The sequence below is a fragment of the Bradyrhizobium sp. Kon10 genome (genome assembly GCF_055807395.1).
The window spans coordinates 136,281-145,920 of record NZ_JBVVOZ010000017.1; the positions used below are offsets into that span (position 1 = coordinate 136,281).

The 9,640-nt window shown below is 65.0% G+C and carries 6 protein-coding genes; all 6 read left to right on the top strand.

Features of this window, described 5'->3' with window-relative positions; all coding sequences use genetic code 11:
• Positions 1-213: 213 nt before the first annotated feature.
• The 6 genes from ileS to mutL all read left to right on the top strand — a co-directional run bounded on the left by ileS (position 214) and on the right by mutL (position 9,475).
• A complete protein-coding gene (gene ileS / locus AC0L2O_RS23415) occupies positions 214-3,258 on the top strand; it encodes an isoleucine--tRNA ligase (RefSeq protein ID WP_473371344.1) in 3,045 nt (1,014 codons plus the stop codon).
• Between the two features lie 8 nt (positions 3,259-3,266).
• Positions 3,267-3,761: a signal peptidase II gene (lspA, locus tag AC0L2O_RS23420; protein ID WP_473371345.1), complete on the top strand. Its 495-nt coding sequence runs from the start codon at positions 3,267-3,269 to the stop codon at positions 3,759-3,761.
• A gap of 463 nt (positions 3,762-4,224) precedes the next feature.
• A complete protein-coding gene (locus AC0L2O_RS23425; RefSeq protein ID WP_473371346.1) occupies positions 4,225-5,619 on the top strand; it encodes a M16 family metallopeptidase in 1,395 nt (464 codons plus the stop codon).
• A gap of 50 nt (positions 5,620-5,669) precedes the next feature.
• Positions 5,670-7,004 carry a M16 family metallopeptidase gene (locus tag AC0L2O_RS23430; RefSeq protein WP_473371356.1) on the top strand — a complete coding sequence of 445 codons (1,335 nt, stop codon included), beginning with the start codon at positions 5,670-5,672 and terminating at the stop codon, positions 7,002-7,004.
• A 125-nt stretch (positions 7,005-7,129) separates the two neighbouring features.
• On the top strand, positions 7,130-7,552 hold the full coding sequence (gene arfB / locus AC0L2O_RS23435; protein ID WP_369720980.1) for an alternative ribosome rescue aminoacyl-tRNA hydrolase ArfB: 423 nt from the start codon (positions 7,130-7,132) through the stop codon (positions 7,550-7,552).
• A gap of 111 nt (positions 7,553-7,663) precedes the next feature.
• Complete coding sequence (gene mutL, locus AC0L2O_RS23440) at positions 7,664-9,475, top strand: DNA mismatch repair endonuclease MutL (protein ID WP_473371347.1); 1,812 nt, start codon at positions 7,664-7,666, stop codon at positions 9,473-9,475.
• Positions 9,476-9,640 lie beyond the last annotated feature (165 nt).

Genomic DNA, 9,640 nt, shown 5'->3' on the forward strand with positions numbered 1-9,640 from the left:
GAAAACCGCAACTGCACCCGGCCGGTATCTCACCCTTTGCGCTTCCGCCGCCCGGCTGCTATGGAGAGCCCATGTTTGCGCGGCGCATCATAGGGATTAGCGGCCCGGCTTCCGCCTGAGCTTTCGGCTCGGCGCAAGACCGGGATTTGGTCGTTTCACCCGCGATTCCGCATCGCCATCTGTTTCCCGCGCCCTTCCGAGCCAGTCAGCCCCATGTCCGAAAAGCCGCAAAAGTCCCCAAAGTCTGACGCCAAAGACTATTCCAAAACCCTGTTCCTGCCGCAGACCGAATTCCCGATGCGCGCCGGCCTGCCGCAGCGCGAGCCCGAGATCCTCAAGCGCTGGTACGAGATCGGCCTGCACGAGAAGCTGCGCGAGAGCGCGAAGGGCCGCGGCAAGTTCGTGCTGCATGACGGGCCGCCCTACGCCAACGGCAACATCCACATCGGCACGGCGCTGAACAAGATCCTCAAGGATCTCGTCACCAAGAGCCAGCAGATGCTCGGCTTCGATTCCAACTACGTTCCGGGCTGGGATTGCCATGGCCTTCCGATCGAGTGGAAGGTCGAGGAGGAGCACTATCGCAAGAAAGGCAAGCAGAAGCCCGACTTCCGCGACAGCGCCGCGATGATCGATTTCCGCAAGGAATGCCGCGCCTATGCCACGCACTGGCTCAACGTGCAGCGCGAGGAGTTCAAGCGCCTCGGCGTGATCGGCGACTGGGACCATCCCTACGCCACCATGAACTATCCGGCCGAGGCGCAGATCGCGCGCGAGCTGATGAAGTTCGCCGCCAACGGCACGCTCTATCGTGGCTCCAAGCCGGTGATGTGGAGCGTGGTCGAGAAGACCGCGCTGGCCGAAGCCGAGGTCGAATACGAGGACTACACCTCCGATATGGTATGGGTGAAGTTTCCGGTCACGTCGCCTGCCCATGGCGCGCTCGCCTCCGCAAGCGTCGTGATCTGGACCACCACGCCCTGGACGCTGCCCGGCAACCGCGCCATCTCGTTCTCGCCCAAGATCGGCTACGGCCTCTATAAGGTGACAGATGCGCCGGCCGACAATTGGGCCAAGACAGGCGATCTCCTGATCCTCGCCGATGCGCTCGCCGCAGAGGTTTTCCAGCAGGCGCGCGTAACGGCGTTCGAGAAAGTTCGCGACATCCCCGGCGACACCATGGACGCGATCGAATGCGCCCATCCCCTCGAGGGCCTGGATGGAGGCTACGAGTTCGTCGTGCCGCTCCTGCCAGGCGACCACGTCACCGACGACACCGGCACCGGCTTCGTGCACACTGCGCCCGGCCATGGCCGCGAGGACTTCGACGTCTGGACGGCGCATGCGCGCGAGCTCGATGCGCGCGGCATCAACACGGCCATCCCCTACACGGTCGACGAGAATGGCGCCTATACCGATCATGCGCCTGGCTTCGTCGGCAAGCGCGTCATCAACGACAAGGGCGAGAAGGGCGAAGCCAACGAGGCCGTGATCAAGGCGCTCGTCGAAAGAGGCATGCTGCTCGCGCGCGGCCGGCTCAAGCATCAATACCCGCACTCCTGGCGCTCCAAGAAGCCCGTGATCTTCCGCAATACGCCGCAATGGTTCATCGCGATGGACAAACCCATTGTGGACGCCCCGGGCAAGCCCAGGACTATGGATATCGCAGCCAACCGCGAGGCGAAGAGCGGCGACACGCTGCGCGCCCGCGCGCTGCACGCCATCTCGGTGACGCAATGGGTGCCGCCATCCGGCGAGAACCGCATCAACGGCATGATCGAATCGCGCCCCGACTGGGTGATCTCGCGCCAGCGCGCCTGGGGCGTGCCGATCGCGGTCTTCGTACGCGAGAAGGGCGACGGCTCGGCCGAAATCCTCCAGGACGAAGCCGTCAACACCCGCATCGGCGATGCCTTCGCGAAAGAAGGCGCCGACGCCTGGTACGCGCTGGGCGCACGCGAGCGCTTCCTCGGTTCGCGTGCCAACGAGGACTGGCAGAAGGTCGACGACATCCTCGACGTCTGGTTCGATTCCGGCTCGACGCACGCCTTCGTGCTCGAAGATCCCGTTCAATTCCCGGGCCTCGCCGGCATCAAGCGCAAGGTCGATGGCGGCACCGATACCGTGATGTACCTCGAAGGCTCGGACCAGCATCGCGGCTGGTTCCACTCTTCGCTGCTGGAGAGCTGCGGCACACGCGGACGTGCGCCCTACGACGTCGTGCTGACCCACGGCTTCACCCAGGCCGAGGACGGCCGCAAGATGTCGAAGTCGCTCGGCAACACCATCGAGCCGCAGTCCGTCATCAAGGAATCCGGCGCCGATATTCTGAGGCTCTGGGTCGCGTCCTGCGACTACACCGACGACCAGCGCATCGGCCCCGAGATCCTGAAGAACACGGTCGAGACCTATCGCAAGCTGCGAAACACCGTGCGCTGGATGCTCGGCACGTTGCATCACTACAAGCCGACCGAGGCGGTCGCGCCCGCCGAGATGCCCGAGCTCGAGCGGCTGATGCTGCACGAGCTCGCGGTCCGCGCCGAAATCATCCGCAAGGCGTACGAGACGTTCGACTTCAAGAGCGTCGTGGCGACCCTGTCGGCATTCCTGAACAGCGAGCTGTCGGCGTTCTATTTCGACATCCGCAAGGACACGCTGTATTGCGATCCGCCATCGTCGCTCACGCGCAAAGCGGCGCTGACCACGATCGACCTGCTCTGCAACGCGATCCTGAAATGGCTGGCCCCGTTCCTGAGCTTCACCGCGGAGGAGGCTTGGCGGATGTATCGGCCTGATGCCGAGCCCTCGGTGCATCTGACGCAGTTTCCGCAGGATCTCGAAAAGCTCCGCGACGACAAGCTCGCGGCAAAATGGGAGACCATTCGCGACGTTCGCCGCGTCGTCACCGGAGCTCTCGAGCTCGAGCGCGCCGCCAAGAACATTGGTTCGTCGCTCGAAGCCTCGCCGGTGATCTATATCGCCGATCGCGATGTGCTGGCGACGCTGTTCGACATCGATCTGGCCGAGGTCTGCATCACCTCGAACTACGAGGTGCGCGAGGGCGAGGCGCCCGCGAATGCATTCCGTCTTGATGCCGTGCCGGGTGTCGCGGTCGTGGTCGAGAAGGCGGTCGGCACCAAGTGCGCGCGCTCCTGGAGGATTTCGCCGACGGTCGGCGAGGACCCCGAATACCCGGACGTCACCCCGCGCGACGCCAGGGCGCTGCGCGAATGGAAGGCGCTGGGGCTGGGGACCTGAGTCGCAGCATGCCCCCCCTCCGCGCCGGCATTATCTCGGCCGTCGTCACGGTCGCCCTCGACCAGGCCTCAAAGCTCTGGTTGCTGAACGTGCTCGATATCGCCCGTCATGGCGCGGTGCGGGTGACGCCGTTCTTCGACCTCGTGCTGGCCTGGAACATCGGGATCAGCTTCGGCTGGCTCCAGAACGACAGCCAGGCGGCACAGCTCGCGTTGATGGCGGTGAAGGCCTTGGCAGTGGTCGCGCTGGCGATCTGGATGGCCCGCTCGCAGACCCGGCTCGCAACGATCGCACTGGGGCTGATCATCGGCGGCGCCATCGGCAATGGCATCGACCGCCTGGCCTATGGCGCGGTGGTCGACTTCGCCCTGTTTCATATCGAGATCGGCGGAAATACCTTCAATTGGTACGTCTTCAACCTGGCGGACGCGGCCATCGTTGCCGGGGTGGCGGCGCTGTTGTATGACTCCTTCCTGGGGGTACCCGCCGCAAAAGCGCCCTGATCCCGTCCGATACGGGCCGGAGGTGGAATTATGCTTTGCGAGACGTCCGTCGTTCAGCGCTGCCCAACTCGGTTTCACGGGTGGCCTGTGAAACATAATGAAGGGCGGCAACGGTTCTGAGTGCAAGCACTTCAGACGGAGTCGCCGCGCCAGTCGCGGGTCCAGCCGCCGGCGGGATATCAGACGCCATCGCCGAACTATCTTATGGAACTGGCCTGGACAGTCGCGAAGGACGTTTGCGGCATCATGTCCGGCAAGGAGGAGGAGCAATAAGCTTCTCACGCTCAGGCGATCGGACGGCTGACCTGCCGCAATTGTCCGGTGTAGGTCGGAGGCGGCAGATGAACTATTCTTAAGTTCAACTTGATCGCGTTCTCTGCTTCGTGACCCGAAGCTTACGGCGGCCCAGAGTAGCATGCCGCGCTTTCACGCCGGACATCTGGGTCCGGATTTCACAAGGATCATGATGTCCTCTTACCGATCGGCTGCCTGCCTTCTTGCCGCGCTGCTTTCGACGAGTATTCTCGCCGCCGGCGCCGCTCTCGCCCAGACCACGGTGACTTCGGCTCCGCCCGCCAGCTTTACGCTCAGCAACGGCCTTCAGGTCGTGGTGATCCCGGACCATCGCACGCCCGTAGTTACTGAGATGATCTGGTACAAGGTCGGCTCGGCCGACGAGACGCCGGGCAAGTCCGGCCTCGCACACTTCCTTGAACATCTGATGTTCAAGGGCACCGAGAAGCATCCGGTCGGCGAATTCTCCCAGACCGTGCTCCGCGTCGGCGGCAACGAGAACGCCTCGACATCGGTCGACTACACCAATTACTATCAGCGCGTGCCGCGCGAGCAATTGCCGAAGATGATGGAGTTCGAGGCCGACCGCATGACCGGCCTCATCCTCAAGGACGAGAACGTGCTGCCCGAACGCGACGTCGTGCTCGAAGAGTACAACATGCGTGTCGCCAACAGCCCAGACGCGCGCCTCAACGAACAGATCATGGCTGCGCTCTATCTTAATCATCCCTATGGCCGACCGGTGATCGGCTGGCACCAGGAGATCGAGAAGCTCAATCGCGAGGACGCGCTCGCCTTCTACCGCCGCTTCTACGCGCCGAACAACGCCATCCTGGTGATCGCCGGCGACGTCGAGGCCGCCGACGTGCGCCCGCTGGTCGACCGCAATTTCGGTCCGATCCCGTCCCAGCCCGCGATCCCCGCACAGCGCATCCGCCCGCAGGAGCCGGAGCCGGCCGCGCCGCGCACCGTCACCCTGTCCGACCCGCGCGTCGAGCAGCCCGGCCTGCGGCGCTATTACCTGGTGCCCTCGGCGACGACTGCGGCAGCCGGTGAAAGCGCAGCCCTCGACGTGCTCGCGCAATTGATGGGCAGCGGCAACAATTCCTACCTTTACCGCGCCCTCGTCGTCGACAAGCCGCTCGCGGTCTCCGCCAACGCCAGCTATTCGAGCACCTCGCTCGATCCAACCCAGTTTGCGGTCTCGGCCTCGCCGAGAGCCGGCGTCAGCTTCGCGGAAGTCGAGCAGGTCATCGACGGCGTCATCGCCGACATCGTGCAGAACCCGATCCGCGCCGAGGATCTCGAGCGGGTCAAGACACAGCTCATCGCGGAGGCGATCTACGCCCAGGATAACCAGGCAGTGCTGGCGCGCTGGTATGGCGGCGCACTGTCCACGGGCCTCTCGATCGAGGACATCCGAAGCTGGCCGGAGCGCATCCGCGCCGTCACCGGCGAACAGGTCCGCGCCGCGGCGCAAAAATGGCTTGAGAAGAAGCGCTCGGTCACCGGCTATCTGATCAAGGACACCACACCTGCCAAGCGCGAGGAGAAGCGTTCGTGAACCATTCCTTCGGTCCCGCAGGACTCTTCCTACCCAAAAGTCGCTTCGCGCTGTCCTTCGTCATCGGTGCAGCGCTCGCATTGGCAGCGGTCTCGCCGTCGCAGGCCGCCGCAAAGATCCAACACCTGGTCTCGCCCGGCGGCATCGAGGCCTGGTTCGTGCAGGACGCTACCGTGCCATTGATCGCTATGGAATATTCCTTTGCCGGCGGCTCCACCCAGGACCCCAAGGATAAGTCCGGCGTCGCCAATCTCGTCGGCGACCTCCTCGACGAAGGCTCCGGCGATCTCGATTCCAAGACGTTCCATGAGCGGCTCGACCGCCGCGCCATCGAGCTCTCCTTCAGCGCCACCCGCGACACCTTCCGCGGCAGCCTGCGCATGCTGCGCGACAACAAGGACGAGGCTTTCGACCTGTTGCGCTCGGCATTGACCTCGCCGCATTTCGAGACGGCCGATGTCGAGCGCATCCGTTCGCAGGTCATCTCGGGCCTGCGCCGCGAGACCACCAATCCGACCTCGCTCGCAAGCCGCAAATTCCTGGAGATGGCGTTCGGCGATCACCCTTACGGGCGGCAGACCACAGGCACGCTGGAGAGCGTGCCGACTATCACGGTCGCCGACATGAAGGATTATGTCGGCCGCGTGCTTGCCAAGGATACCTTGAAGATCGCGGTGGTCGGCGACGTCGATGCGGACACGCTCGGCAAGCTGCTCGACCACACGTTTGGCAGCTTGCCTGCCAAAGCCACTCTCACGGCGGTCCCCGACATTGAGGCTGCAAAGCCGCCGGAACGCGCCTTCGTACCGCTCGACGTGCCGCAAACCGTGATCACCTTCGGCGGCCCCGGCGTGAAGCGCAGCGATCCGAACTTCATGGCGGCCTATGTCGTCAACCATATCCTCGGTGGCGGCGGATTGTCCTCGCGGCTCTATCGTGAAGTCCGCGAGAAGCGCGGCCTCGCCTATTCGGTGTTCGAATCGCTGCTCTGGATGGAGCACTCGGCGGTCTTCATTGGTAACACCGGCACACGTGCCGATCGCGCCGGCGACACCATGGATGCGATCGAAAAGGAAGTGCGCCGGATCGCCGACGAGGGCCCGACACAAAACGAGCTCGACGAGGCCAAGTCCTACCTCAAGGGTTCGCAGATGCTGGCGCTCGACACCTCTTCCAAGCTCGCGCAGGCGCTGCTGCAATATCAGCAGGACAAGCTGCCGATCGACTATATCGAGAAGCGCAACGGCATCGTCGACGCGGTGACGCTGGACGACGCCAAGGCCGCCGCCAAGCGGCTCTGGGGCCAGGGACTCCTGACCGTGATCGTCGGCCGCGCGCCGCAAGCCGCCGCACAACCGGCGGCAGCGACGCCCAAATCGAACTAGACGTTGAACTGATTTCTTTAAGCACCTGAATGGCCGGGTTCGCCCGGCCATTTGCGTTCGATGAGACGCGCCATTGCCGAACGGGGGCGTCCGGGATATGTCCGGGCATCACGAATGGTGCCATCATGCTGCGGATATCCCGCGATCTCGTCATTGACGAGGACGATATCGAGATCGGCTTTGTTCGCGCTTCTGGCCCCGGGGGCCAGAACGTCAACAAGGTCGCGACCGCGGCGCAGTTGCGCTTCGACACGAGCAAGCTGACCTTGCCGGAGGATGCCAGCTTGCGCCTTGCCCGTCTCGCCGGCCAGCGCATGACCAAGGACGGCGTCATCGTGATCCAGGCGCAGCGATTCCGCACCCAGGAGCGCAACCGGCAGGACGCCATCGACCGCCTCCTCGAGATCCTGCGTGAGGCCATGGTGCGGCCGAAACCGCGGCGGGCGACAAAGCCGACCTTTGGCTCCAAGCAGCGCCGGCTCGAGGGCAAGAAGCGCCGTAGCGACATCAAGGCCGGACGCGGCGGCGGGCGTGGTTTCGATGACTGAGAGTGTCTCTTCCACGGCGTGGTCTGCCATGTGGGTAGTTCGGACTTGCCTCATGCAATTGCCGCCTCAAGCGACTAAATTGGCCGCCTCGACGCAGCCTTGAGTCTCTCCATGCCCGTCCGCCAGCTTCCAGAGCAGGTCGTCAACCGCATCGCCGCCGGCGAGGTGGTCGAACGTCCCGCGAGCGTGGTCAAGGAACTGGTCGAGAACGCGATCGATGCCGGCGCGAGCCGGATCGACGTCTTCACGGATGGCGGCGGGCGTCGCCGGATCGGCATCACCGATGACGGCGGCGGCATGACCGCGAACGACCTTGCGCTCGCGGTCGAGCGCCACGCCACCTCCAAGCTCGACGATGAGGATTTGCTCCAGATTCGTACGCTCGGGTTCCGCGGCGAGGCGCTGCCCTCGATCGGCTCGGTCGCGCGGCTGTCGATCACCACGCGGCACGCGAGCGAGCCGCACGCCTGGGCGTTGTCGGTCGAAGGCGGCGACAAGTCCGAGATCATGCCGGCGGCGCTGGCGCATGGCACGCGCGTCGAGGTCAACGACCTCTTCTACGCCACACCGGCGCGGCTGAAATTCCTCAAGACCGACCGGACAGAGGCCGAGGCGATCCGCGAGGTGGTGCGGCGCCTCGCCATGGCGCGGCCCGACATCGCCTTCACACTGGCTGGCGAGGAGCGCGCGCCGGTGACCTGGGCCGCAGCGCTGCCCGGCGCCGCCGGACGCCTGACGCGGCTTGGCGATATCCTCGGCGCGGACTTCCGCAGCCATGCCATCGAGATCCATGCCGAGCGCGATGCCGTCGTCATCGCCGGCTATGCCGCCGCACCGGCGCTGACCAAGGCCAATGCGCTCGGGCAATATCTCTTCGTGAACGGCCGCCCGGTGCGCGACAAGCTGATCCTCGGCGCAGTGCGCGCGGCCTATTCCGATTATCTGCCACGCGACCGCCATCCGGTGGTGGCGCTGTTCGTCACGCTTGACCCGCGCGAGGTCGACGCCAACGTGCATCCCGCCAAGACCGAGGTGCGCTTCCGCAATGCGGGCCTGGTGCGCGCGCTGATCGTGCACGGATTGAAGGAAGGGCTCGCGCGCGAGGGACGGCGCACCGCGGCCAATGGCGGCGAAAGCGCATTGTCCTCGTTCCGGCCTGCCTTCACCCCGCGTCCCGCAAGCTGGGACTGGCGGCAATCGCCATCCGCTCCGGTCGGGCCATTGCCATCGTTCGAAGGGTCTACAGCACCCGCCTTCGCGGAGCGGGCGCAAGCCGCGTTCGATGTCGGCGCGCCGAGCGCGGATGTGCGGATCGAGACACAGCCTGTCAGCGATCTGGTCGATCGCCCACTCGGTGCGGCGCGCACGCAGCTCCATGAGACCTACATTGTCTCGCAAACCCGCGATGGCCTCATCATCGTCGATCAGCATGCCGCGCATGAACGCATCGTCTATGAGCGGCTGAAGGCCTCGCTGGCCGCAAACGGTGTGCAGCGGCAGATCTTGTTGATCCCCGAGATCGTCGAGATGGACGAGGCCACAGTGGAGCGGCTGCTTGAACGCACCGAGGAGCTGGGATCGTTCGGTCTTGCGATCGAATCCTTCGGTCCCGGCGCGGTGGCGGTGCGCGAGACGCCGTCGCTGCTCGGCAAGACCAATGCGGGCGGCCTGCTCCGCGATCTTTCCGAGCACATGGCCGAATGGGACGAGGCGCTGCCGCTGGAGCGCCGCCTGATGCACGTCGCCGCCACCATGGCCTGCCATGGCTCCGTGCGCGCCGGCCGCAGACTGCGGCCGGAGGAGATGAACGCGCTGCTCCGCGAGATGGAGGAGACGCCGAACTCCGGCCAGTGCAATCACGGCCGCCCGACTTATGTCGAGCTGAAGCTCGCGGATGTGGAGAAGCTGTTCGGGCGCAGGTGATCTTCGTATTGCCGTAGGGTGGGCAAAGGCGCAACGCGCCGTGCCCGCCGTCTCTCCGCGATCCGACAAAAGCGGTGGGCACGCTTCGCTTTGCCCACCCTTGTATTAGCGCGCCGGATTATAATGGCCTCGTTCCGTGAGGAATGGCCCAGCCCGGGCGGCCGC